A 25,577-nucleotide genomic window follows, 5' to 3' on the forward strand; every position below is an offset into this window, starting at 1 on the left:
AATCATCTCCTCAAAATATTATTGATTGTATTCCTCAATATCGTTTAACTTGATGTTTGAATCTTTATCAAAACCAACTGAATACTTGAGATACCCAAAATCATCTTTTGATATCTTTTCATTATCAAATAAATTACCGTTAAAGCTAACACCACTATACGCATAATGTTCTGAATTAAGCGTCTGTTGAATGGAACGTACTGTCTCTAAGACATCCTCTTTACTCATATTCGTAACATCAACGATAAGGTGGATGTGAAATGGTTTTTCAAGCTTTAAATCTTTGCTCCATTTCGTGTCAGAGCTATACGTACCTTGCAAAACTTCAATTTGTAAACCCATATCTACAATTTTAACCCTATCTTTCATAAGTTCCTTAAACTCTGCAACTGCTTCTCTTTCCAATTTTTCAATAAGTGGTTGATCTAAATTGTCATAATAGATTCCGTCATACCGGACAGCGGGCTTCCAAAAACCAGCAACATTAAGCTCGTAGTCTTTTTGACTTTCGTCACCAATTTTCCTTACTGTAAATGAATATTCACTAAACTTAAAATTATAGTGGCCGTCACGAATGACAAACTCTTGACCAGGATAAGTGTCCTTCAAATAACTTTTTAATGACCTTTCTGAAAAATACTTCCACGCTGGATTCCCATTAAATGCATTGTAGAAAAATAAAATAGGTACAACAAGAATAATAATCAAGATCAAATAAATCCATTTCTTCGTAGTCATGATGCTGGACCTCTTTCTCTAAGTTTTAAAATTAATAAGCCAATTACACTGCCAACCAATGCAAAAGCTAAATGTATTGAAGCTAGGAAGATGGAACCGATGATGGCATCAAGTGTAATGGGGGCACCTGATGCAATATCAATCAATGACCAAATAAAATTCGGTAAAAAAGCGATCACAGCTACAATTAAAAATCGTTGGTAAAATAAAAATGTAATTAAACCAAGGATAGGGTAGGTCAATATAAATCCAAAGCTTTCATGCAATAATGATGTTTTTATTGCAAAAATAAATGAAATGGCTACAAAAATAATTTGATAAATAGATAGTTTTAAGTTTATTTTTTTTATCATACTTTCTGTATCGACAGTAGAAGTAATATTTTCTTTTTCAATAGGTTCCTTTGAAAGAAGTGCTAGTTCACGGCAGCTCTCACAATTTTCTAAATGTGTCTCCACCCATTCTGTCGTTTCGTCTTGAAGTAATCCTTCGTTATAAAGGGGCAGCAGATCTTCTACTATTGAGCAGTCTTTATTCATGGTTCAACCCCATTTCTTTTTGAAGTCGCAGTTTCGCCCGATGAAATGTGACTCTTACGTAGTTTTCGCTTTTATTGATGAGTTCTCCAATTTCTTTAAAAGACAATTCACCATATAGTCGCAACGTTATTATTTCTTTCTGGACTTCATCTAAGCTACTGATTCTTTGTAATAAATTTACATGTCCTTCCTTCATCATATATACATCTTCGGGAGAACTTGGTAGTTCAGGGACATCATGAGTGAGCTTTTCGTGAAGGCCGGTAGCATATTTTTTTGATCGATAATATTTTCTCAATACATTTTTAGCAATGGAAAATACCCAAGTTTGAAGCGAGGATTTTCCAGCGAATGAATGAATCCCTTTAATTGCTTCGTAAAATACATCATGAGTTAAATCTTCTGCAGCAGATTTATCAGATGTTTTTATATAGAAAAAAGCGTAAATTTTTGGCTGAATTTCTTCATATAGCCTTTCAAGCTCGCTCATGTCGCCCTCCTCCCTAAAGCTCTTCACTAATTTAGTACCATGAAAAATGTTTTCGTTACAAATAAAAATATGTTAACCATAAATTATTTCAAGTTGACATATAATAGTCATACCATTATTCTCTTATTATAGTAAAAATTTGAGGTGAAAGAATGAGTACTGCTACAGTAAAAACAAAAAATAAGCTGAGAACGCTAGATATGGTATATGTCAGTATGTTCTCTGCATTAATGATGATTGGAGCAAATATCACATCTTTTATTCCGTTCATGACCATCGGGGGAGTACCAATTACTTTGCAAACGTTCTTTGCTGTATTGGCTGGAGCGTTTTTGGGAAGTCGTCTCGGAGCGATTTCTATGGCGGTATATATGTTTATCGGACTTGCAGGTGCGCCGGTGTTCGCGAAATTTATGGGGGGACCTACCCAGATCCTTAGTTCAACATTCGGATTCATTCTATCTTTTATAGTAACAGCATATGTAACTGGGAAAATCATTGAAAAAAGTAATAAACTACATTCTTATATTATCGCAGCTTTAATTGGAACTCTCTTGAGCTATTTAATCGGTACAAATTTAATGTATTTAGCTTATAAAGTATGGGTACAGGCTCCGGCTGCGTTTTCTTATAAGGTGGCTTGGATGTGGATGGCTGTTCCGTTTCCAAAAGATATTTTTCTTGCCGTTTTGGCAGGTATGTTCGCCCATAGAATGCAAAATATTGTTAAAAGATCGAGATAGGTGGTTTAGACATGTATGATTTTGATAAATTAGCAGAAAAAGCATTGGGAGGAGTAGAATTAACGAATGAGGAAGCCCTTGCTGTACTGCAATGTCCTGATGATGAATTGTTACTTTTGCTACATGCAGCCTACCGCGTTCGTAAGCATTTTTATGGCAATAAAGTGAAATTAAATATGATCATCAATACAAAATCAGGTTTATGTCCGGAAAACTGTGGTTACTGTGCTCAATCCATCGTTTCTAAGGCACCAATTGAAAAATATTCAATGATGAAAAAAGATGAAATCGTCGAAGGTGCCAAAAGAGCGGCAAAGTTAAATGCAGGGACGTATTGTATTGTAGCAAGTGGCAGGGGACCAGCTAGTAGAGAATTGGATATTGTCGCTAGTGCAGTAAAGGAAATAAAAGAGGAGTATCGACATATGACGGTTTGCGCTTGTCTTGGAATTTTGAAGCCTGAACAAGCCGAAAAACTAAAAGAGGCCGGGGTTGATCGTTACAATCACAATATTAATACATCAAGTCAGCATCATTCTAATATTACAACCTCACATACATACGACGATCGCGTAAATACAGTTGGTATCGTTAAAAATTCTGGTATTTCACCATGTTCAGGAGTCATTATTGGAATGAAAGAAACACTGGAAGATGTTATTGATATGGCTCGCAGTTTAAGAATATTGGACACTGATTCAATCCCGGTGAATTTTTTACATGCAATTGATGGAACTCCGCTCGAAGGAACGGATGAACTAAATCCACGATATTGCCTAAAAGTACTATGCTTATTTCGCTTTATCAATCCGTCAAAAGAAATCCGAATTTCTGGCGGACGTGAAGTGAATTTAAGAAGCTTACAACCACTTGGTTTATACCCTGCCAACTCAATCTTTATCGGAGATTACTTAACGACAGAAGGGCAGGAAGGATTGGCGGATAAGCAAATGTTGGAGGATATGGGATTTGCAGTGGATCTTGAGCCACTAGATAGAGAGATTGCAAAAGCTCTATAAAAAGAGTAGCTTAAGTGGCTTTTCATAGACGTACATGTCCACAGAATAGGGACCGTACGTCTATTTGTTTGGTCAAATACTAGTTTACTAGACTATATTTATAATCATCTCCATTCGCATCTTTAAGAAAGCTACAAAATAAATCTTCAAAGTTTAACAATGGTCCCTACTACAAAAAGTATGATCAGCAGTAAAACAAACAGCAAATAGTAAATAGAAAATCTTTTGATTATAGTAGGTCGAATGGTGGAAGTGAGTGCGTAATGTGCGGCCGATAATCCGGCAAGCAAGCCCATTATGAGAAACCATGGTTCGTAAAAGAAAAGATCCCATAGTGCTAAGCTGTGAGCATTCAATTCTACCCAACCAGGAAAATTAATATTAATGATCCCAGCCAAAAAGAGGGTCTTTGTCAGCATTCCACTAATTGCATGGGCAAGTAAAAAAGCGGTACCGAAAAGGGTAGGGATAAGCATAACGAGCGGATGGATTTTCCTTCCGCCAATCATCGGAATCCACAGAGGAACAATTTTTCCCCAGGGTTTGACTAGTCCTAGTAAGCAAAAACCACAAAACATTATCACAACTCCTGCGATGTAGCTAGCCATTGATAATGCTTCCGGATCTTCAAATTGACCATTCGTAGAAATAATTCCACCACCCGCAGCTTCTAAAAAACGAACGAAAACCGCATATAGAATTGCCCAAATACATCCTACATAAGCAGGCCATACTGATTTCTTCAAATATTCTTCAAATGTTAATTTCTCTTTAGACTTGTACATACTCGTTTCTCCTTTTTATAGATGAGATAGAGGTAATCGGTTTTTCTCCTCTTCCACAATGAGAACATATGCCGCGTCTACGATAATAGTAAGCAATAGTAGACAACCCAAGAAATACTCCCCAAGGAACCCAGAATACCATCGGTCCAACTGATCCCCACAATTGCTCAAAGATAATGCTTTCGGTTGTAGTAAAGTGCAGAGTCAAGCTAAGAAATTGGAACGTAAAGACAAATCCCGCTGCGGTAACAGCAAGTGCCACGATGGAAGCCGGAATGACGGCAAGCGTAATTGGGACTCTTTTTCCGCCAATCACCGGAAACCAACGTGGAAAAATCTCACCCCATTTTTGAATCAATCCGAGAGTAAGGATACTCCCACCTACACATAAAAATCCAAATACCCATTCCGTAACCCGCGCCGCTGGGTTTAATGTTGAAAAGTCCGCTAGGAATTGCGAATCAATTCCTAAGGGGATATTAAGTGCCCAAGCAAAACGTGTGATGGCATAGGGGATCGGTGCAAGGGCTGCAAGTATAGTAAACAACTTACCCATTCGTTCCAATAAAAACGTTCCTTTGTTCTCCTTTATTCCACAATATTCACATGCATTGCGGGTTTTGCGCTGATAAGCTACCGTGGATAACATCCAAAGGAGTGCCCCTATAAGACAAATAACTTGATTAACCATTTGCCAGTTTAAAGCGAATTTAAATAAAAACGCGTAAGCCATTGCTGCAATCAGACTGATATCCGGGACAAAAAGAATTAAGCTGAAGGCAAAGCCCCAAGAGTAGCCGATTAAAATCCACCGAGGAAAAGGAAGCTTTCTATACTTCTGCATGATAAATCCAAAACAAACTCCCAAGAGACAAAGAATGGCGAACAGGATACCGCCTGTAGTTGCGGAAAGATAGCTAATCATAGCACCGAATAAATGGTCATCAGTTCTTTCTGTTTGAAAAGGGTAACCCTTCCTGCCAAGCAACCAGTATAAATGCATGCCTCCGTACAATACGGACCAGATGATAGCAATATATCCAATCCAATTTGGCCAACGTTTGAATAGTTTTTTTGACATATCGAACAACCTTTCTATTAGTTAATGGATAATAAAAAATAACCCTGCCATCATATTAACCACCGAAGGTTAATAAGAAGGTAGGGTTCAGTTTAAATTTGGTTTAATTTTTTCGAAGTTAACAATGGCATAGAATATTACTTTGTGATTACGTTTGAATGGACGAACGGTTCTGTCTAGCCTAGGTGTAATTGGCCTGAGGTCAGAAACCAGCACGAAAAAAGGTATTGAAGGACTTTCTAAGGTGAAAATAAATTCCGCTTTATACTAAAAGAGTTTTTCATAAAGATAAATAGTTGTTCCTTCTGCTGTACTGATAATATCCCAAGTGAGGTTCATTTCCTGAAGCATTAGTTCAATGATGGAAAGGCCAATTCCTACTCCTTTTTCGCTTGAGTTTTTATCCATACCGGGCCCTTTGTCCTTGATGCTAATCATAAATTTTCCTTCTTTTTCCTCTGAATAAATGCCGACATATTTTCCGGATTTAGCATGTCTTATAACGTTTTGAAAAATATTATCCATTATGCGGGTGAACCAATGTGGATCGATATCCCAATGTACTGCTTTTTCTAACAAGTGGATATTTACCTCGAAGCCTTCTTTTTCAAAAATAGGATACCAGCTTGCGACAGAGGTGCGCAAGATCCGATGGACATCTGTTCTGCTTTTGTTAATAGGGTATTTTCCCGCAGATAATAAAGTGTAGGAAAGGAGATTGTCGAGCAGCAGGCTTAACAAATCTACTTTATTTTCAATTAGCTGAAGAGATTCCTTTCCGTTTGGAGAAAGGTTTTCTTTTTGTAAAGAATGGGCATGACCGCGGATTGTCGTAAGCGGCGTCCTCAAATCATGAGAAATATTAGCTATCAACTGCTTTCTTAAGGCTTCTTCCTCTTGTTCCCGTTTCCTGCCGTTCATTAAATCATCAATCATATGATTAAAGGCTTTGCCGAGCTGGCCTATTTCATCTAATTTTCGGACCATAACCTTTTCGGGAATTCCATTGTCACCTGTGGTAGTCATAGCATTTTGAAGCTTTACGAGACGTTTTCGAATTTTAGAGAAAAACAACCACGATATTCCTAGGAATAGAGCGAATACAGCAATTCCATAAATCATAAAATATTTGTCATCAATAAAGTTCGCTGATAATGGTTTTGTTAGGGAGGATGGAATCTGAAATACCATAAAACCTTGCCTTGGGTCATCGCCAATATATTCAATGATCGTATACGGGCCACTGCCAACACTATTTTTCATAAATTGTATCGTTTTTGCTTCTGTCCATTGTTCCGGAATGCTCTGCTTTCCAATGGACAGCTCTGTTTTTCCCGTAGAATCGACCCAGAACACTACAGCTTCAGGATGCTCTTTTGCCAAAGTATGCAGTTTTTTTTCAATCTTTTCCTTATTTGCTCCGTTTAGCTTAAGAGCCTCGCTGTGCCACATCTGCTCTAATTTATTCGTATCAATATAGCTCGCCCTTATTTTTATATCTTCATTTAAAAAAATGGAAGGAATATAATAGATTGGTATGACGAAAGGCCATAGTATTAATGCTGCTGTAATAATAGATAAATATCTTGCAAGTAAAGAATGGCGAAATTTCATTGTCTCACCCTATATCCAATTCCACGGATTGTTTCAATAATTTCCGGGTTGCTTGGATCTTTCTCAATTTTTTCTCGAAGGTGTCGGATATGTACCATTAATGTTTTATCTCCTTCAAGATACGGATTTTCCCATATAGCCTCATATATTTGTTCCTTCGTTAAAATCTGATTCGGATGACGGAGTAAATATTTAAAAATATGAAATTGCTTTGCAGTCAAGGCGATTTCTGTATTTGTTCTTAAATCTAAAATACGATTTTCCTGCATGTATATTCGTAGGTGTGAGAGTTGAATGAATGAAGGAGAAATCTTTTCAAATCGTCTTAGCAATACCTCAACCCTGGCAGCAAGCTCGTCGGGATGAAAAGGTTTTGTTACATAATCATCCGCAAAATGTAGTCCCTGCAGCTTGTCGTCAATGGAGGTTCTGGCTGAAAGTAAAAGTATTGGGGTGGTTGGAAATTCTTTTTTCAAACGCTGTCCAATAGAAAATCCGTCTAAACCAGGCAGCATAATATCGAGAATGACGAGGTCAATCTCTTTCATTTGTTTTATTGCGCTTTCCCCAGTAAGAAGCCATGTTACATTATATCCACGATCTGTTAAATCTTCATGTAACCACGAGCCAATTTCCAGGTCATCTTCAATATATAATATATTTATTTTCATCGCATCCTTAGTTCCTTTTTAAATATATTCATAGTGTATCTTCTAACAAATTTGGATTTCAAGAATTAAATGAAAAAAGGAAAGATAAAAGGCACCTATATGATATGTTACTTCTGCTAAACATTAGGTGAAATTTGAATTGTAAAACGGAGTTTTGAAAATGATTGCCATAATGCCTTGTTATTTTATATGAAAGATGGTAATATTATATTTAAGCTTAATATGTATTAAATCTTATAATTCACATGTTTTTACGGATTATATTGTTGATAATATTACCCGTAAAAGCATGTGAATGTTTGTTTATATCGCTATTAAGTAACAAATTTTTGGAGGTTTTATATTATGAACCAAGGTACAGTAAAATGGTTTAACGCTGAAAAAGGTTTCGGCTTTATCGAAGTTGAAGGTGGAGAAGACGTATTCGTACATTTCTCAGCAATCACTGGCGACGGCTTCAAAACTCTTGAAGAAGGTCAAAAAGTAAGCTTTGAAATTACTCAAGGTAACCGTGGAGCTCAAGCAGCTAACGTTGTAAAATTATAATTTCTAAAAGAAGCATTGGGGATAACTCTCCAATGCTTTTTTAATTGCTTAGGAAATTTTAAATTTGAAAAGTTGCGGATAACTTTTTTAAGGTAGTTTCCGTCTAGCTCTAAGCGCCATCGGCTCGAGGTCATAAACCCGCGAAGCTTAAAAGTCAAAAAGCGGACTTTTTGCTTCTCAGAACATGTGCTTGTCCCCCTAAGGCTGCGCACCTTGCGCTTTTGTTCTTAAGTATAAAAAGACCGAGCGGTGTTGCTTTTGCTCGGCTTTTACCGGAATTTTTTAACTTTCCTAATGTTTCTACTTCCATCCCCATTTTTGAAAAACCAGATGGGATTCATCTGTTTTTAGATGATCAATGAATTGTTGGGCTTCTTTTTTATTATCAGTATTAGTTGTAAGAGCAATGGGGGTTCCTCTATAGAGCTTTTCTGCTTCTGGCAGTTCGACTAATTCGGTAACGTCTTTTAGTCTATAATGCCAAGATTCATATGTAATCCACGCATCAAATTTGGAATTAGATTTCCATAACTCAATCGCTTCTGCACTGGATTTTACTGACATATTGATATTCTGACTGATTCCGCTAATTAGTCCCTTTCTTCCCGCTAAATCTTCCCATAATCCAAGCTGGCCAGCGCCGTTGACGTCAATAATTTTTACTCCGCTTTTTGTTAGATCTTCAAGTGAATGAATATTCTTGGGATTCCCTTTTCGTACTAAAATTCCAGCTGCACGAGGGTATAATTCTGTAAGTGATTTTTCATTTATCATCCCTGGATGGCTGAATATAAAGTTGCGGAGCATATACTCAGATCCTCCATAAACGATGTCTGCATCTTGTTTCGCACTATCAATCCAATTCGATTCGGGACCAGCAGTAACTACCACTTTAATTCCAGTTTCTGCTGTAAATTTTTCTGCTGCTTCCTTCATTGGTCCTAGAGGTCCTCCTGGGCCATACACTCTAATGACTCCGTCGTTCTTCGTAGATTTATGTTGCTGTTGAGACTTTGTTGAATGATCCATGTTCGCGTACACTGAGACCCCTGCAGTCGTGAACAAAAGCAAAAATAATGCACCTATTAAAAAAGACTTTTTCATCATCATTCCTCCATTTTTTATATTTTCATTGAAGGAAACGAATTGAGGGATAAAACGGTTCGAATAAAATGGAAAAATAGTTAAAAAGTATTGTTTTTTATAAAATTAAAACAGCGGAAAAAACCAAGCTTTTTATTTTATCGATGGCCAACTTATACAGTTCAGTATTCAAGCCTCGTTCTAACTTTGTTTTGTTTTATTTTTTGAAAGATTTTCTAGGGTAAATCTTATATACTATTATTTAATTAGTCTCATTTTTTCAAAAAAGGAGGTATTCAATGAATCTATATGAAAGTTTATGTGCTCTGATTGGAAAAGATAAAACGACGATAAACGAAACGATTCTCAGGCACCATTCAGGTGACGAATCTCATCATGTGAAGGTTCAACCTGATGTAGTTGTTTTTCCGGAATCAACGGAAGATATTCAAAAAATAGTCAGCTTCGCCAATGAATATAAGATTCCTTTAGTTCCATATGGAGCAGGATCTGGATTGGAAGGACAAGCAATTCCAATTAAAAAAGGAATTTCTATAAGTTTTGAACGGATGGCCGATATCATAGAAATAAAACCAGAGGATCTAACCGTCACGGTTCAACCGGGTATTACTCGCCTAAAACTTAATGATGAATTAAAAAAGTACGGCTTGTTTTTTCCTGTAGATCCAGGTGCGGACGCATCTATTGGCGGAATGGCAGCAACGAATGCCAGTGGTACACTAGCCGTTAGGTATGGTGTAATGCGTGATCAAATTTTAAATATGGAGGTAGTCCTTGCGGATGGACGTGTTATCGAGACAGGCAGCTTGGCAAGGAAATCATCATCTGGATACCATTTAAATGGTCTTTTCATCGGATCAGAAGGGACCCTAGGCATTTTTACGAAAATCACATTAAAGCTTCACGGCATACCTGAAAATATTACTGCTGCACGTTGTACTTTTCCGTCAATCCGCAGTTGCGTCGATGCAGCGGCAGCAATACTGACAGCAGGAATTCCAATAGCAAGAGTCGAATTAGTGGATGCAAGAAGCATTAAGCAAGTCAACCATTTTAGTGAAACAGATTTTCCAGAAGAACATTCACTATTTCTTGAATTTCACGGTAATAAATCAGGAAACGAAGAGGACATTGATTTCGTAAAAACAATCGTAGAAGACATGGGCTGTAGTAGCTTTATGTTTGAAACAGATTCATTGAAACGCGCCCATCTATGGAAAGCACGTCATGATCTTCATTACGCTTTTAGTCATAGCTATCCCCATCTGTCTATTTTAAGCACAGATGTATGTGTGCCAATCTCTAAATTACCAGAAATTGTTGAATATACACGTAATCAACTAAATACATATGGATTGGATGGAGGAGTTCTTGGACATGTGGGGGATGGAAACTTTCACACTGCCTTATTGTATAATCCCAACGATTTAGACGAAATTGCTAAGGCAAATCAGTTTAATAGAGAATTAGTTTCATATGCACTATCTGTAGGGGGAACTTGCACGGGTGAACACGGAGTAGGGGTTGGAAAAGTTCAATTTCAAAAGAGTGAGCACGGCTCTGCGCTTGATGTGATGATGTCTATTAAGAAAATACTCGATCCGAACGATATTCTAAATCCTGGAAAAATTTTTCCGAAAGATTGAAAACGAATTCAATAGAAAGCGGGATGTTAATGAATGAACAAAAATGAACGTTTTTTAATTTTGCATGCTGATGACTTCGGAATGTGTCATGCTACAAATCAAGCGATCATCAAGCTAATAGAAGAAGGCTCCATTTCTTCCACAACTTTAATGGTTAATTGTCCATGGTCGACAGAAGCAGCTAATGCGGCAAAAAATAACCCGACCTTTGATGTAGGAGTGCATCTTACGTTGACTAGTGAATGGGACCATTATAAATGGGGTCCAGTCAATTTAAATGGAAATGTAGATACATTGGTAAATGAATTGGGCTATTTTCCTCCTAATCTAGAAAAGGTTGCTCAAGCTGATCGTGATCAAGTGAAGGAAGAAATTGTTGCTCAAATCGAAAAGGCAATCCATATGGGAGTTGATCCCACTCATCTTGATAGCCATATGGGAGCTTATTTATATTTTATGGATATTCATATTGATGTTGCAGCGCAATATAATTTACCGCTTCGTTTTACAAAAAATCCACCTCCTGGCTTTCAAGTTGAGACATTGGCCGAGTTAACGAAATTAGCAGATAATAAAGGCGTTTTATATCCTGATCATGTTATTGGTCTTCCTTTTTGGCTCAATGAAGGGGATGGATATGAAGAATCGAGACAAAATGCTATTGATATTTTGAAAAATTTGCAGCCGGGTATTACGGAATTGCTCTTTCATCCTTCTTTTGAATCTGAAGAATTAAAAGGAATTACGGAAACATGGCAAGCTAGACAATATGAGTTTGATATTTTCCGAGATCCGGAAGTTAAGAGAGTGCTTGAAGAAGAAAAAATAAAGGTTATTGGTTGGAAGGAACTTCGAGATAAACAGAGAGGGGAAAACCGATGATCCAAACAAAGTTGGCTAGAAGTAAACCGGAAGAACAAGGTGTTTCGTCTAAAGCGATTCTTGATTTCGTCAATGGTTTAGAAACAGAAGAACTTGGGGTTCATAGTTTTATTGTCCTAAGACATGGAAAAGTGATTGCAGAAGGAACTTGGTCACCTTACAACGAAGAACATCCTCATATTCTTAATTCCTTAAGTAAAAGCTTTACCTCTACCGCTATTGGACTAGCTATTGAGGAAGGTAAGCTTTCGTTGGATGATGCTGTCATTTCATTTTTTCCTGAGTATATGACAGACGAAATTGAAAAGAATATGGCTAATTTAAAGGTCCGACATTTACTTTCAATGTCAACAGGGCATGATGAAGATACAACTCCGTATTTAAGAAGAAGCAATGAGTGGGTGAAGGAGTTCTTTAACATTCCAATCGTTCACGAGCCTGGTACTCACTTTTTGTATAATACAGGGGCGACATACATGCTTTCTGCTATCTTAACAAAAGCGACTGGTACGATGCTATTGGACTACTTGGAACCGCGTTTATTCGAACCACTCGGAATGACTGATATAACGACAACGACCTGTCCAAATGGAATTCACTTTGGTGGTTCAGGAATGAGGGTAAAAATAGAGGATATTGCAAAATTTGGTCTGCTATACTTGCAAGAAGGCGTATGGGAAGGGGAGCAAATACTCCCTGAACATTGGGTGGAACAGGCAACGAGTAAACAAGTTTGCAATGGAAATGATGATAACGATTGGGCACAAGGATACGGATACCAATTTTGGCGTTGTCGCCACGGAGCATATAGAGGGGATGGAGCATTTGGTCAATTTTGTGTCGTTATGCCCGAACAGGATGCGGTAGTCGCTGTAACAGCAGGTGTAATGGATATGGGAGATATCCTTAATTTAGTATGGACACATTTGCTTCCGGGTATGTCGAGCATGGTTGAAGGTCAACAATCTGATCTTGATAGTAAATTAGCTTCGTTAACATACGACCCACCAAGGTTTATAACGACATCGCCAAATAGCCATAGATGGTCTGGGAAACGTTTTGAAGCTCAAGAAAATGATGCGGGAATAACTGCGTTTTCCTTTAACTTTGATGAAGACAAAGGGGAGTTTGTTTTTTGGGATCCAGAAGGAGATCATAAGTTTAAAATTGGTTACGGTGAGTGGATTGAAAGTGAGTATATTATCGCGGGTCAAGAAGTGAAGTCTGCCATCAGTGGAACATGGCGTGATCGCAATACATTTGAAATGACTCTGCGCTTACTCGGGACACCATTTTGCGATAAATGGACATGTGATTTTATCCATGGTGCTGTAAGAATTAATGTTTCTAGAAATATTTGGACTGTGCCAGGTCTTTCCGATATGGCATTAGTTCCGACCTTGATTGGTTATATTCATTAAATAGGAAAAGCGGTTCTATAAAAAATAGAACCGCTTTAAATCTTCATTAGCTTCAAGTTTTATTCGAGGAACCTTTATTTAAGTTAAATGACTCCTTGCATAATCATAGCATCTGCAACTTTTTTAAATCCTGCGATGTTGGAGCCAACAACTAAATTACCTGAATGGCCGTATTCCTCTGCAGCTTTAATGCTATCTTTATAAATTCCAGTCATAATCTTTTTCAGTTTAGAATCAACTTTTTCAAAAGACCATGGAACACGAGAGCTATTTTGGGCCATTTCTAATGCTGATACTGCAACTCCGCCGGCATTAGCTGCTTTCCCAGGTCCAAATAGTACATCGCTGTCAAGGAAAATATCAATCGCTTCAAGAGTAGATGGCATATTTGCGCCTTCTCCAATCGCTTTAACGCCATTGGCAACCATTGTTTTGGCTGAATTTTCATCAATTTCATTTTGTGTTGCACAAGGAAGAGCGATGTCACATGGAATTGCCCAAATGCCTGTGCTTCCTTCCACATATTGAGCATGAGGATGTTCGTTCACATAATCGGAAATTCTTCTTCTCTCAACCTCTTTTAGTCTTTTTACTGTGTCTAGGCAAATCCCTTTTTCATCATAGATATAGCCGTTTGAATCACTGCATGCCACTACTTTTGCACCGTATTCTTGCGCTTTTTCGATAGCATAAATGGAAACATTTCCTGAACCAGAAACAACAACTGTACTACCAGCAAAAGAAAGTCCACGATCCTTTAACATTTCTTCAACGAAATATACAGTTCCATAGCCAGTTGCTTCTGTTCTTCCAAGACTGCCGCCATAGCCTACACCTTTACCTGTAAACACTCCAGCTTCAAAATTACCGCGCAATCTTTTATATTGACCGAACATATAGCCTATTTCGCGCGCTCCAACTCCAATGTCTCCAGCTGGAACGTCAACGTCTGCTCCAATATATTTTGTTAGTTCTGTCATGAAGCTTTGGCAAAATCTCATAATTTCCATGTCCGATTTGCCTTTAGGATCGAAATCAGATCCACCTTTTCCTCCACCAATGGATTGACCAGTTAACGCATTTTTAAAAATTTGTTCAAATCCTAGGAATTTAACGATACTTTGATTGACCGAAGGATGGAATCGTAATCCACCTTTATATGGTCCAATTGCACTATTGTATTGAACACGGTATCCACGGTTTACTCTTACTTTTCCGTTATCGTCTACCCACGGAACACGGAATGAAATCAATCTTTCAGGCTCCACAATCATTTCCAAAATGCCTGCTTCCATATATTTTGGATTACGTGCAAACACTGGAGTAAGAGAGTGAAAAATTTCCTTTACCGCTTGAAGAAATTCATATTCATTCGGATTGCGTTGCACTACCGTTTCATACACTTTATTAACATAATTTTGCGCTTTTAACATACTTTCATCTTTCAAATTCATCACCATCGCCATTTTTTCCACTCCTTTTCTTCAATACTCCAGGCGCATTATCTTACAACGTCGTTCTGACCCGCATTATGCGGGTCTCCGACAAGTAATTATTCTGAAGATCAAAAAAATTATTTTTCATTCAGCTTGTTATTCCTCCAAAGTTCAACCGCTTTTAAAGGAACCATAAATACCAACGTAACGAAACTTCTTGTTAAAAAATATTTTATCTTTTACAATTAATCTAAACAATATGGATATTAGATAATATTAATGCCTTTATGAGATGAATGAGAAGAAGGTGGTTATTTTGGAATTAAGACAAATACAATATTTCATTGAAGTTGCGAAACGAGAACATATGACAGATGCAGCTGAAGCCTTACATGTCGCACAATCGGCAGTCAGTAGACAAATTGTTAATTTGGAAGCCGAGCTTGGCGTTGATCTTTTCATAAGAGAAGGTAGAAATATTCGATTGACACCAATTGGACACATGTTCTTAGAAAAAATGCATCAAGCGATGGACGTAATTGAACAGGCTAAAAGAGAGATTGAAGAATGTCTCGACCCGGAAAAAGGTACAGTCCGTATTGGATTTCCTAGTAGCCTAGCAGCTCATTTACTCCCTACGGTTGTATCAGGATTTCGTAAACAATACCCCTATGTAAAATTTCAACTCCACCAAGATTCCTATCATAGTTTAATTGATTCCGTTATTAAAGGTGAGATCGATATGGCTCTTTTAGGACCTCTACCAACGGAAGAACGCCGAGTAAAAAGTGATATATTATTTATGGAAAATCTAGTTGCATTATTGTCTTCTAATCACCCCTTAGCAAAAAAAACATCTATCACTTTGGATGACTTACGCAGTGATTCTTTTATTTTGTCCCCGAGAGGTTATATTCTCAGGGATATTGTAATTAAAGCGTGCAAACAGCGGGGATTCGAACCTGCTGTATCCTTTGAAGGAAAAGACATTGACGCCATAAAAGGGCTAGTGTCAGCGGGACTGGGTGTTACGTTACTTCCAGATATAACCTTAGTTGACAGTTTGCCCCGATCAACTGTAAAAATTCAAATTGTAGAGCCACGTGTTACTCGGGCCGTTGGAGTGATTATTCCTAGAGACCGTGAGCTCATGCCAACAGAAATACTTTTTTATAATTTTTTGAAAAATTTCTTCCATACCTTATCAGGTTACCAATAAGGATGAAGCTTTTTACTAACTAGGTTGATACTTAGCTGTGGTAAAGACTACTCTACCCAAAACAGATTAAAGTCAAACTTCTTTTTAATAGATGCCACAATGAACATATATTTTTTGCTATACTGTTAGTGCAACATCACTTCATAGAGAGAAGGAATGCCGAATGGAATTTGTTTATCAGGGAAAGACAAAGGATGTATATTCTCTAGATGATGGAAATTATTTGTTGAAATTTAAAGATGATGTTACAGGCGAAGATGGGGTTTTTGATCCAGGAGCAAACACGGTCGGATTGCAGATTGAAGGCGCTGGAAAAGCAGGACTTCGTTTGACACAATTCTTCTTTGAAATTTTGCGGGAAAAAGGGATACCTACTCATTATGTGAGTGCAAATGTAGACGCTGCTGAAATGATTGTGAAGCCTGCTAAAATTTTTGGACATGGCCTTGAAGTCATATGTCGTTATCGTGCGGTTGGGAGTTTTTTACGCAGATACGGTAAATATGCTGTGGAAGGACAAGAATTAGATTCATTTGTTGAAGTGACCTTGAAAGATGATGAACGCCAAGACCCTCCAATAAGTGCTGATGCACTCAATATGTTGGGCATATTATCCCTTTCAGAATATGAAGAATTAAAAAATTTGACTCAAAAAATTAGCGGTATTGTAAAAGAAGAATTGCAAAAAAGAAACATCGAATTATATGATATTAAGCTAGAATTCGGAAGAACCGTAAACGGCAATGAAATAATGTTAATCGATGAAATCTCTGGTGGAAACATGCGAGCCTATAAAGATGGGGTTTATATTGAACCTTTGGAATTAGAGAAACTGTTAGTAGCTCAGTTGTAAATGATACTTTTGGAGGTGACAAGATGGATCGTTTTATGAAAAGAGCTGTTGAACTTGCCGCCAATAACGTAAAAGAAGGTGGACAGCCGTTTGGTGCTGTACTCGTAAAAGACGATGAGATAATAGCCGAAGGTGTAAATGAGCTTCACTTGAAATATGATGTAAGTGGACATGCCGAACTTCTTGCTATCCGTAAAGCGCAGGAACAATTGCAAACGGTAAACCTAGATGGCTACACTATGTATGCAAGTGGCGAGCCATGCCCAATGTGTTTGACGGCTATTTATTTCTCGGGTATTAAAAAGATATACTACTGTGCATCAATTGAAGATGCCAAGGAAGTAGGACTAGGTGCTTCCAATTTTATATATAAAGACTTGTCATTACCAAGGGAACAACGGTCAATTGACATTATACATATGCCGCTGGAATCCGGAACGGCTAATCCGTTGTCAGAATGGGCTAAAAGGTAAGTTCTTTTCTCAAATTATTTGGACTTCAAACATTTAGTCATTAACCTGAGAAAAGAACCCCAACTTTATAAGAAGCACTAAACTTCATTGATTAGGTGTTAAAGCCAGCTTTGGGCTTTTATAAAATCAACACAATTTACGAAACAGTCATTAAGTAATAATATGGTCAGTTCTTATCCACACTTTTTGGGGAAAGGGCTGACCTTTTGCATTTAAGCAAGAATTCATAAAAAACCGGGCCACTAATAAAAGTTTGATGATTTTCCACGTGCACACTATGAACTCTAACCAATCGCAGTATAATTGTGATAACTCATAGAGATGTGCAATGCATCGGGATGAATCGCAGCATAATTACGAAAAATCCGGAAGAAGTGCTGCGAATCGGTCTGAATCGCGGCATAATTGTAATAAATGTGGGAGAAGTGCTGCGTATCGCGCTAAACCCCAACATAATTGCGATATATCTGGAAGATGTGCGGTGCATTTTGCTCAAGCGTGAATGAATTGGGTGAAATTTGAGTTTCATCTACGGATAACGAACATTCTCAATCCAGATTTTTCATTAACGCCGAATCTATGTATACTATTTAAAAGAAACGAAACTTATTAACGAATTTGTACGTCTATAAAAATTGAAGATATCTTAACCAGATATTTAAAGAAAGAAAGGGAACAGATATGGCAATTTTAAAGCAACGAAAAAATAAAGTTTTTGCAGTGATTTGCCTTTTGCTTGTTATCACGTTTTTTATTCCAACGCCATACTACCTCTTTCAACCTGGGTCTGTGGAAGAACTCGGTTCTAAAGTAACAGTAGAGGGCGGCGATAAAACGTCTAAGGGAAATCTGTATTTAACGACGGTTCTTTCATTAAGAGCGAGTAATATTTATTATTTAGCATATGGGATGGTTGCTCCGCACACTGATTTACGAAAAGTGAAGGAAGTTAGGGGTGACATGACCGACGAAGAGTATAGCAAAATTTTAGAACATATGATGACAACATCACAACAGCATGCTCTTGTAGCGGGACTTCGTGCTGCGGGAGAAAAGGTAAATGTTCAACCAAATGGAATTTTTGTTACGACCATTCTTGATACATCAACTGCAAAAGGAAAACTTAAAGTTGGCGATATCATAACACAAGTCGATGATCAGCCTGTTTCAAAATCAACTGATTTCCTTGATTATCTTTCTAAGAAAAAGGTCGGAGATACTGTTAAATTGATGTTTAATCGTGACAGTACTGTAAAAACAGCAAATGTTGAGCTCATTCCGATTACGAATAGCCCAAATCGAGCAGGAGTTGGGATTGGACCTGAAGATCAGTTTAAAGTGGAAACAGACCGAACTGTTAAAATTAATGCTGAGGATATTGGTGGGCCATCGGCTGGACTAATGTTTTCACTCGAAGTTTATAATCAGTTGACTGCTGGAGATGTAACTAAAGGCTATGAAATAGCAGGTACCGGTACAATTGATATGGATGGAAATGTAGGTCAAATTGGTGGAATCCGTGAAAAAATAACCGCTGTTCATAAAGCAGGAATGGATATTTTCTTCTGTCCTGCAGATATTTTAGACAATGATACGAATGAAAAAGATGTAAAAGACGAAGTACAAAAAGAAGGATATAAAGTGAAAATCGTTCCTGTTAAAACGATACAAGAGGCGATTGATTACTTAGATAAGATACCGCCTAAGGAGGGGAAATAGTTGAAACAGTGGTACAAAATTATAATTGCAGTCCTAGTTAGTATGAGTTTTATCATAAGTGGAATTGGATCAGCACATGCAGATCAAAACACGGATGAGGATGTAATTAATGAAAAATTGGGTCTTCCTATCGTTGTTTATGGTGAGACATTAACGGCAGAGCAAAAAGATGAAGTAAGAAAACTATTAAAAGTAAATGATCCATCAAAGGTAGAAGAGATTACAGTTACTGCAAAAGACTTGGCAAGGCTAATAGATGGAAATCCAAATTCAAGAATGTTTTCCTCTGCAAAAATAACGTTGAAGGAAAAAGGAAATGGCCTAGTTGTAACGCGTGTGACACCGGAAAATATTACGGAAGTAACAGAAGAAATGTATGCCAACGCTATGCTGACGGCCGGTATTGAAAATGCTACTGTAGATGTTGTATCTCCGGTTAAAGTAACGGGTCATTCTGCACTAGTCGGAATTTATAAAGCGTATGAAAGCCGCGGAGAGACCTTGGATAAAGATAGGATGGAAGTGGCAAATGAGGAGCTTGATTTAGCGACAGACCTAGCTGGAAAAGACGGTCTCGATGATGAAAAAGTTAGTGAACTTTTAACAGAAATTAAAAAGGCGATTGCTGACCAAAATCCTGCCACTAGAGAAGATGTAGAGAAGATAGTGGAAGAACAACTGAAAAAGATGAAGATTGAACTTAGTCCAGAAGATAGGCAATTATTGATTGATTTATTTGAAAAAATGCGTTCAATTAATATTGATTTTGGAAATGTAAAGACCCAACTTGAAGATATTTCTAAAGATATAAAGAAGAAGTTGGAGAATGTAATCGGTGATGAAGGCTTCTGGGATAGTGTTAGCAATTTCTTTAAAAAACTTTTTGAATCTATTGCGAATCTATTTAAATAATATAGAAAACAGAGGACAGCATGAACATTTTAAAATGTTTCACTGTCCTTTTTTATATAATTTTAGAGCTTAATAGGGTTATAATAATGAAAAGGTTTTCTAAGGGGGAGAAGAAATTGGCTAGTGTTATGAATGCAGCTGTTTTAAACAAGCCTCTAGATATTGAGGTAAAACAAGTAACAATTCCTAAACCGAAAAAGGATGAAGCACTAGTAAAAGTATATTGCATCGGTGTCTGCGGCTCTGACGTCCATTATTATGAACATGGGAAAATCGGCAGATATAAGGTAAAAGAACCTCTCATTTTGGGTCATGAATTGGCTGGCGAAGTAGTTGAAATAGGCGATGATGTGTCACATATTTCAGTTGGAGACCGTGTTGCTGTTGAGCCTGGTGTTACTTGTGGAAGATGTAATTACTGCAAATCGGGAAGGTACAACTTATGCACGGATGTTGTTTTTATGGCAACTCCTCCTGTTGATGGTGCTTGGGCTGAATATATCACGATCCGTAGTGATTTCCTTTTCAAAATTCCGGATGAGATGTCTTACGAAGAAGGAGCATTGCTAGAACCACTCTCTGTAGGTATACATGCTATGCAGCGTGGAAAGGCATCTATGGCTGATCGACTTTTTGTCAGCGGACTTGGTCCAATTGGGCTGTTAGCTATTCAAGCAGCAAAAATGTTTGGGATTACTGAAATATTTGCAAGTGATGTTGTGCCTTTTAGAAGAGAACTCGCTAAGGAATTGGGAGTTACTGCTGTTTTTGACCCAATTCAGGAAGATATTAATGAGCTTATTTCAACATTGACTGAGCAAAAAGGTGTAAATTTAGTAGTAGAGACATCTGGTAATAGTAAAGCTATTTCCGATACGATTAAAATAGTAGATAGAGGCGGTCGCATTGTTCTTATAGGGCTTCCAACTTCGGACTCCATTCCATTAGATATTAACCAATTAATTGATGGGGAAATTGATGTTTATGGCGTATTTCGTTATGCAAATACATATCCGATTGCAATTCAGTCACTAAGTAATTCGAAGGTTAATATTGAAAAAATCATTACACACAAATATTCGTTAAATGATATCAAAGAGGCCGTTGAGCTTGCTCGTACTGAAAAAAATACTAGTGTAAAAGTGATGATATACCCTTAAAATAAAGCAAAAGCGAGGTGCTACTATGAAATATAAAGACTACTTTATCCGAAATGAAAGAGAACAAAAATTTGCCGAAATGGCTGACAAGCTGGCTGTGAATTTTGCAAAAAGAGCATACGAGCATGACGTTGAAGGGTCATTCCCATTTGAAAACTTCGAAGATATGAAAGTAGCTGGTTATTTAAAAACGACTGTTCCGAAAGAATATGGTGGTGATGGAGCCTCTTTATACGAAATGGTTCTAATGCAAGAAAGGATTGCAAAAGGAGATGGCTCTACTGCACTTGGCGTAGGTTGGCATGTGGGAATGATGCTTAGTTTAAGAGAAAGCCGAGAATGGCCAGAAGAATTGTTTAAGGATTTTTGCAAAAAGGTAGTAGAAGAAGGTGAAATGATCAATTCTTTTGCGAGTGAACGAGCTACTGGCAGTCCCGCACGAGGCGGTAGACCACAAACGACAGCAGAGAAAACAACTGACGGATGGGTTATAACTGGTAGAAAAACATTTAGCACATTAAGCCCAATTCTAAATTATTTTACTGTAAGTGCAGGGATTAATGATGAGAATAAAATCGGTCGTTTCTTAGTTCAAAAGTCAGACAATGTTAAAGTCGAAGAAACGTGGAATACCATGAGCATGAGAGCGACGGGAAGCCACGACGTTATTTTGGACAATGTGTTTGTCCCTGATTCAGCGTTGATCGAAATAGAAGTACCGGGTGGGAAAACGCATCATCAAGGTGACTCGGGATGGATGTTGCATATTCCTGCTTGCTACATCGGAATTGCCCATGCAGCGCGAGATTTTGCTGTACAATATGCACTAAATTATCGTCCTAATAGCTTGCCAGGCCCGATTGCTGAGGTAGATCATATTCAGCAAAAAATTGGAAAAATAGAAGCGGAGTTAAAAACGGCCAGAATGTTTCTTTATTCTGTAGCTGATCGATGGGACAAAAATCCAGATGAGCGCCCTCAGCTTAAATCTGAATTAGGTCTTGCTAAATACGTCGCAACAAATTCCGCGCTGTCAATCGTAGATCAAGCGATGCGAATTGTTGGAGGGGCAAGTCTTTCTCGAAAACTTCCTTTGGAGAGAATGTATCGTGATGTGAGAGCTGGATTGCATAATCCACCAGCGGATGATGTAGTTCTAAAGGGATTAGCAATGGCAGCACTTTGGCCAAAAAATTAATTAGGAGAGAAAATTCATGACAACTAAGGCATATATAACTTTTTCAAATAATTCACTTGTGGAGAATGATCCTCAATTAAAAGAATTTATTCAAAACCACCAAGGCAGGTTTATTACTCTGTTATTGGACGGAAACGTGTATGCAATCATCAAAGAAAATAAAACAGAAGATAGTACATATGAAGATGTAAGACATATGGCAGGTTCAATTGCTAGGGAGTTGAGTGGGAGAAAGATCCCATCTGTTATATTGGAAGGCGCCGTTTTAGAAAGTGGTTTTTCTAAATTAGATAAAGGAAAATCTGTTTGTGCCTTTATTGAAGGTTGGGAGTTAGGTTCCTATCAATTTTTAACTTATAAATCTGATAAAAAATCATTTAAAACAGAATTGGAATTAGTAGATTGTGAAGATGTTCAGTCTTCTGTTAAAGAAGGAAAAGCAAGGGCTAAGGCAGTAGCTTTTTCAAGAGATTTGATGAATGAAATTCCAAGTACGTTAAATCCAGAAACGTATCCTGAAATACTTGAAAAAGAATTCGAAAATACTGATGCAAAAGTTCAAATTTTCCGTGGAAAGCAGTTAGAAGAAAGGCAAATGAACGGAGTATTGGCTGTATGCAGGGGAAGTAAATATGAACCATCATTTGTAGAAATTTCATATTGTACTGATAAAACGAAGCCTCATGTCGTCCTAGTTGGAAAAGGGGTTACCTTTGATACAGGCGGTATTAGTTTAAAAAGAGGTGCAGATATCAGTGATATGAAAATGGATATGGGTGGATCTGCTGCAGTTGCTGGTGCGATGAAGCTCCTAGTAGATATGAAGGCAAATGTAAATGTAACAGCGCTTATCCCAATGGTAGAAAATATGCCTGATAGTCATTCCTTCCTGCCGTCTGAAGTAATTCATTATAAAAATGGATTAACGGTGCAAGTTGGAAATACAGATGCTGAAGGAAGACTAATATTAGCTGATGGTTTAATTCGCGCAGGAGAACTAGAAGCAGACTATGTTGTCGATATCGCTACTTTAACGGGAGCGATTGGAAATGCACTCGGATCTAAAATCGCTGGTGTTTTTGGTGATGAAGAATTGGCTGATGAAATGAAAAAAATCGGTAGAGAAGATGGAGATTATGTGTGGCCAATGCCTCTCATAGACGATTATGATTCCTATTTGAACAGCGATTATGCAGACCTCTGCAACATTAGTTCAAGAGGGGAGGCTGGCTCCATTACGGCAGGTTTATTCTTACGTAGATTTGTTCCGACATCGAGTAAATGGTTACATATCGATATGGCTGGTGTTATGTCTAGCAACCGTGCAACAGGTTACTATCCTAAAACAGCATCAGGGTTCGGCGCACGTCTTTTAGCTGATTTTACGACACATGTATCAAAATAAAAAATAGAATACATGTTTTGTTATTAAAGTTTTGGCTAAAACGTTCGAATGTTAAAAAGTCCGAAATTCCAACAATTAAAAATATCGTAATAAAGAAAGACCCTTCCATTCCGAATTAATAGGATGGTGGGGTCTATTCTTTTAATGAAAAGCAAACTCTTTACTTTTTACCCGAATATTAAAATTACAATAAAATAAACAGCCATTGCAATTAAGCCTACAGGTACTCCAAAACGTGCCCATTCGCGGCTTGTAATGTTTAGTTTTCCTGCTGCAATGATATTAGGAATATTCCCTGGTATGAGCATTCCTCCACTGATTAGAAGACCGAGCAAGATTGCTTTAATTGTAGGCTCGTCCATTGCAGGGCTAATTTCTGCCGCGGCTAATGTTGCGTTGTCTAAAATAGCTGAAATCATGTTAATCCAGTATAACAATAGTGGGCTAAGGCCAAGTAAATATTTTTCAATAAACGGTTCAAACCCAGCTCCAAGTAATGTTAACCCCATAACGAATAAATAGATTTTTATTGCTCGAATGATAATTTCTCCGTAGCTTTCAGAAGTTTGTTGGGCAGCTAACCCAGTATCTGATTGTTTAGGGCTAACAAGAATAGCAGCAAGGATTCCGAATATGGTTACCGCTGGGATAACATCGATGCCAATTAATTCGAGTAAATAAAAGAAATCTTCATTTAATTTGCTGATAGCAATCGTGGATAAAGGCTCGCCAATTGGTGTTAGTGCTGCACCTAGACCAATCGAAAAACAGGCTAGAACAACAAGACGCAATTCTGATTGACGGTCAAGCCTTAGTACACTAACAATTACAACTAACACGATTGCAGCGATAATAGCCGTGATGACACTAGAAATGAGGCCAAGAAAAATAACAGTTAACGCGACGAACAGTCTAAAAGGAATTGCTTTGCTAACACCTAATATCCCATTTTCTACTGGTTTTTGAAGCCATTTGAATAATAAGCCTGCAATAAGTACAGCTAATGTAATATGTACTGGATCTTCCAATGCTTTCATAAACAAACTTCTATCCAATACGTGGCTGATGAAAGCAGCTGCAAGACCCATGATAAATAAGAAAGCTTCTAAGTTGTGTTCAACCTTTTTTACAGTAAAAGGTAAAAACAATACGAGTATTAAGATGATTGTTAATCCGAGTATCATATTCTCTTCCTTTACTTTTTTTTTTTCATTATAACATGAATTAATTTCAGTGATAGTTTCTAGCAATTAAATGAGATGAAGGTCATACAATGGTTGAAAGTTATGCCAAAAAACATTGAAGGAGAGAATCATGTTCTTTTCTAAAATCATTTCTAATGATTCACTGAAGATTCATAACGCTATAAATCAATTCTCGACATCGACAAATTTGGTTTTAGTATCCTTATTAAGCTGCTTGTCCACGGTATTCCAAGCTGCAGGCGGTTTTATACCATTAATAGGTTTTTTCATCAGTCCACTATCAACAGCACCTATTATTGTTTGTACGATTTTATCCCTACGTTACGGATTACTTTCATATTTTTCGACCATCTTACTCTTATTCATTTTACAACCCAGTGAGCTTATTGTCTTTCCATTTACAACAGGCTTACTGGGCCTGGGAATTGGATATTCATTTTTAGTCTTCAAGAAAAGAATAAGCATTGTTTTTGGAGGAAGCGTTTCTTTATTTATTGGGATTTTGTCTGTTCTGTATATATTCAAATTTCCATTATTAGGTCCAGTAGCATCAACATCGTTTAACTTGTATAAAACGGGTAGCATTCTTTTGTTTTCCATTTTATATAGTTGGATTTGGATTGAAATTAGTATAATGATCTTTAAAAGTATTAGGAAGAAACTTGTTTCGTAACCTTCCAAATATCGGATTTCACCCAATGATTATTAATGAGTTTTT

At 37.5% G+C, this 25,577-nt stretch carries 25 protein-coding genes; 14 read left to right on the plus strand and 11 right to left on the minus strand.

What is annotated here, in order from left to right; translation table 11 throughout:
- Window positions 1-18: 18 nt before the first annotated feature.
- The 3 genes from MT489_RS09735 to MT489_RS09745 are packed head-to-tail and all read right to left on the minus strand — an operon-like array spanning window position 19 to window position 1,767.
- Window positions 19-738 (minus strand): YfjL-like protein, encoded by a 720-nt coding sequence (locus tag MT489_RS09735; RefSeq protein ID WP_244681355.1) that lies wholly within the window; start codon window positions 736-738, stop codon window positions 19-21.
- Window positions 735-1,277, minus strand: coding sequence for a zf-HC2 domain-containing protein (locus MT489_RS09740; protein WP_244681356.1), 543 nt, complete (start codon window positions 1,275-1,277; stop codon window positions 735-737). Before MT489_RS09740 ends, MT489_RS09735 begins: the two co-directional genes overlap by 4 nt.
- Complete coding sequence (locus MT489_RS09745) at window positions 1,270-1,767, minus strand: RNA polymerase sigma factor (protein ID WP_244681357.1); 498 nt, start codon at window positions 1,765-1,767, stop codon at window positions 1,270-1,272. Before MT489_RS09745 ends, MT489_RS09740 begins: the two co-directional genes overlap by 8 nt.
- Window positions 1,768-1,919: 152 nt before the next feature.
- Between MT489_RS09745 and MT489_RS09750 the strand changes: the two genes are divergently transcribed.
- Together MT489_RS09750 and bioB are read left to right on the plus strand one after the other, a co-directional pair.
- Window positions 1,920-2,510 carry a biotin transporter BioY gene (locus MT489_RS09750; protein ID WP_244681358.1) on the plus strand — a complete coding sequence of 197 codons (591 nt, stop codon included), beginning with the start codon at window positions 1,920-1,922 and terminating at the stop codon, window positions 2,508-2,510.
- 11 nt (window positions 2,511-2,521) lie between these two features.
- Window positions 2,522-3,529, plus strand: a complete 1,008-nt coding sequence (gene bioB, locus MT489_RS09755) for a biotin synthase BioB (RefSeq protein ID WP_244681359.1) — start codon at window positions 2,522-2,524, stop codon at window positions 3,527-3,529.
- Window positions 3,530-3,675: 146 nt separating this feature from the next.
- Here the strand turns inward: bioB and MT489_RS09760 are convergent, their stop codons facing one another.
- From MT489_RS09760 to MT489_RS09775, 4 genes are all read right to left on the minus strand, one after another.
- The gene (locus tag MT489_RS09760) at window positions 3,676-4,314 is read right to left on the minus strand and encodes a DUF3995 domain-containing protein (RefSeq protein ID WP_244681360.1); all 639 of its coding nucleotides are present in this window, start codon (window positions 4,312-4,314) and stop codon (window positions 3,676-3,678) included.
- Window positions 4,301-5,395, minus strand: a complete 1,095-nt coding sequence (locus MT489_RS09765; protein ID WP_244681361.1) for a hypothetical protein — start codon at window positions 5,393-5,395, stop codon at window positions 4,301-4,303. Before MT489_RS09765 ends, MT489_RS09760 begins: the two co-directional genes overlap by 14 nt.
- A gap of 267 nt (window positions 5,396-5,662) precedes the next feature.
- Entirely contained in the window at window positions 5,663-7,009 is a 1,347-nt protein-coding gene (locus MT489_RS09770) for a sensor histidine kinase (RefSeq protein WP_244681362.1), read from the minus strand.
- Window positions 7,006-7,680, minus strand: a complete 675-nt coding sequence (locus tag MT489_RS09775) for a response regulator transcription factor (RefSeq protein WP_244681363.1) — start codon at window positions 7,678-7,680, stop codon at window positions 7,006-7,008. The genes MT489_RS09770 and MT489_RS09775 overlap by 4 nt, the downstream gene beginning before the upstream one ends.
- A gap of 345 nt (window positions 7,681-8,025) precedes the next feature.
- Here MT489_RS09775 and MT489_RS09780 point away from each other — a divergent pair, with 345 nt between their 5' ends.
- On the plus strand, window positions 8,026-8,226 hold the full coding sequence (locus MT489_RS09780) for a cold-shock protein (protein ID WP_244681364.1): 201 nt from the start codon (window positions 8,026-8,028) through the stop codon (window positions 8,224-8,226).
- Window positions 8,227-8,526: 300 nt separating this feature from the next.
- Here the strand turns inward: MT489_RS09780 and MT489_RS09785 are convergent, their stop codons facing one another.
- On the minus strand, window positions 8,527-9,330 hold the full coding sequence (locus tag MT489_RS09785; RefSeq protein WP_244681365.1) for an extracellular solute-binding protein: 804 nt from the start codon (window positions 9,328-9,330) through the stop codon (window positions 8,527-8,529).
- A 278-nt stretch (window positions 9,331-9,608) separates the two neighbouring features.
- On the opposite strand from MT489_RS09785, the gene MT489_RS09790 reads away from it, so the two are divergent.
- From MT489_RS09790 to MT489_RS09800, 3 genes are read left to right on the plus strand one after another with little or no spacing between them, the layout of a single operon-like run.
- A complete protein-coding gene (locus MT489_RS09790) occupies window positions 9,609-10,976 on the plus strand; it encodes an FAD-binding oxidoreductase (RefSeq protein ID WP_244681366.1) in 1,368 nt (455 codons plus the stop codon).
- 33 nt (window positions 10,977-11,009) lie between these two features.
- On the plus strand, window positions 11,010-11,858 hold the full coding sequence (locus tag MT489_RS09795; RefSeq protein WP_244681367.1) for a polysaccharide deacetylase family protein: 849 nt from the start codon (window positions 11,010-11,012) through the stop codon (window positions 11,856-11,858).
- The gene (locus MT489_RS09800; protein WP_244681368.1) at window positions 11,855-13,279 is read left to right on the plus strand and encodes a serine hydrolase domain-containing protein; all 1,425 of its coding nucleotides are present in this window, start codon (window positions 11,855-11,857) and stop codon (window positions 13,277-13,279) included. Before MT489_RS09795 ends, MT489_RS09800 begins: the two co-directional genes overlap by 4 nt.
- Before the next feature lie 83 nt (window positions 13,280-13,362).
- On the opposite strand, the gene gdhA is transcribed toward MT489_RS09800, so the two are convergent.
- A complete protein-coding gene (gene gdhA / locus MT489_RS09805) occupies window positions 13,363-14,745 on the minus strand; it encodes an NADP-specific glutamate dehydrogenase (protein WP_244681369.1) in 1,383 nt (460 codons plus the stop codon).
- A gap of 286 nt (window positions 14,746-15,031) precedes the next feature.
- Between gdhA and gltC the strand changes: the two genes are divergently transcribed.
- The 8 genes from gltC (at window position 15,032) to MT489_RS09845 (ending at window position 23,654) form a co-directional block, all read left to right on the plus strand.
- Window positions 15,032-15,934 carry a glutamate biosynthesis transcriptional regulator GltC gene (gltC, locus tag MT489_RS09810; RefSeq protein WP_244681370.1) on the plus strand — a complete coding sequence of 301 codons (903 nt, stop codon included), beginning with the start codon at window positions 15,032-15,034 and terminating at the stop codon, window positions 15,932-15,934.
- Window positions 15,935-16,097: 163 nt separating this feature from the next.
- Entirely contained in the window at window positions 16,098-16,787 is a 690-nt protein-coding gene (locus MT489_RS09815; protein ID WP_244681371.1) for a phosphoribosylaminoimidazolesuccinocarboxamide synthase, read from the plus strand.
- A gap of 23 nt (window positions 16,788-16,810) precedes the next feature.
- Window positions 16,811-17,260: a nucleoside deaminase gene (locus tag MT489_RS09820; RefSeq protein WP_244681372.1), complete on the plus strand. Its 450-nt coding sequence runs from the start codon at window positions 16,811-16,813 to the stop codon at window positions 17,258-17,260.
- 681 nt (window positions 17,261-17,941) lie between these two features.
- Entirely contained in the window at window positions 17,942-18,979 is a 1,038-nt protein-coding gene (locus tag MT489_RS09825) for a SepM family pheromone-processing serine protease (RefSeq protein ID WP_244681373.1), read from the plus strand.
- On the plus strand, window positions 18,980-19,891 hold the full coding sequence (locus tag MT489_RS09830; RefSeq protein ID WP_244681374.1) for a DUF1002 domain-containing protein: 912 nt from the start codon (window positions 18,980-18,982) through the stop codon (window positions 19,889-19,891).
- 86 nt (window positions 19,892-19,977) lie between these two features.
- Window positions 19,978-21,051, plus strand: coding sequence for an NAD(P)-dependent alcohol dehydrogenase (locus MT489_RS09835; protein ID WP_244681375.1), 1,074 nt, complete (start codon window positions 19,978-19,980; stop codon window positions 21,049-21,051).
- Between the two features lie 25 nt (window positions 21,052-21,076).
- On the plus strand, window positions 21,077-22,249 hold the full coding sequence (locus MT489_RS09840; RefSeq protein WP_244681376.1) for an acyl-CoA dehydrogenase family protein: 1,173 nt from the start codon (window positions 21,077-21,079) through the stop codon (window positions 22,247-22,249).
- A gap of 16 nt (window positions 22,250-22,265) precedes the next feature.
- The gene (locus MT489_RS09845) at window positions 22,266-23,654 is read left to right on the plus strand and encodes a leucyl aminopeptidase family protein (RefSeq protein ID WP_244681377.1); all 1,389 of its coding nucleotides are present in this window, start codon (window positions 22,266-22,268) and stop codon (window positions 23,652-23,654) included.
- 167 nt (window positions 23,655-23,821) lie between these two features.
- On the opposite strand, the gene MT489_RS09850 is transcribed toward MT489_RS09845, so the two are convergent.
- Window positions 23,822-24,838, minus strand: a complete 1,017-nt coding sequence (locus MT489_RS09850) for a DUF1646 family protein (protein WP_244681378.1) — start codon at window positions 24,836-24,838, stop codon at window positions 23,822-23,824.
- A 342-nt stretch (window positions 24,839-25,180) separates the two neighbouring features.
- Window positions 25,181-25,540 carry a hypothetical protein gene (locus MT489_RS09855; RefSeq protein ID WP_244681379.1) on the minus strand — a complete coding sequence of 120 codons (360 nt, stop codon included), beginning with the start codon at window positions 25,538-25,540 and terminating at the stop codon, window positions 25,181-25,183.
- Window positions 25,541-25,577: the final 37 nt, after the last annotated feature.

It is taken from the genome of Lederbergia wuyishanensis (assembly GCF_022900255.1).
In the GTDB taxonomy this organism is placed as follows: Bacteria; Bacillota; Bacilli; order Bacillales; family Bacillaceae_C; genus Lederbergia; species Lederbergia wuyishanensis.